Raw genomic sequence first — 381 nt, 5'->3', positions numbered from 1 at the left:
CCTGCGCGTGCGAGTGTGGGCTGTCGCCCGCGCCGATCGCCGCGGCAATGCCGCCCTGCGCCCAGTGGCTGGCGCCGTCCAGGCCGAGCCGGCCGGGCGTGAGGATGAGCACGCGCCGTGGCGCGGCGGCCAGCGCCGCACTCAGCGCAGCAATGCCGGAGCCGACGATCAGGACTTCGGCGCGCATGGCGCTTACGCCGCCTCGCGCCGGCCGATGTCGAGCATGCGCTGCACCGCCTGGCGGGCGCGGCGCGCGGTCTCGGCGTCGACATGGACCTCGTGCTGGCGCAGGCGCAGGGCGTCGAGGATCTTCGGCAGGGTGATCCGCTTCATGTGCGGGCACAGGTTGCAGGGCCGGGTGAACTCGATGTCCGGGAAGTT

The 381-nt window shown here is 73.8% G+C and carries 2 protein-coding genes; both read right to left on the bottom strand.

What is annotated here, in order from left to right:
* Positions 1 to 187 (bottom strand): FAD-binding protein (locus FLQ44_RS22610; protein WP_147696154.1); only part of this gene is annotated, 187 nt, incomplete at its 3' end.
* Positions 188 to 192: 5 nt separating this feature from the next.
* Positions 193 to 381: quinolinate synthase NadA (gene nadA, locus FLQ44_RS22605; protein WP_170253070.1), on the bottom strand; the 189-nt coding region annotated here is incomplete at its 5' end.

This window comes from Vogesella mureinivorans (genome assembly GCF_007644035.1).
GTDB lineage: Bacteria > Pseudomonadota > Gammaproteobacteria > Burkholderiales > Chromobacteriaceae > Vogesella > Vogesella mureinivorans.
The sequence above is the reverse complement of the archived record's forward strand: the minus strand, read 5'-3'. Positions and strand labels throughout refer to the sequence as shown.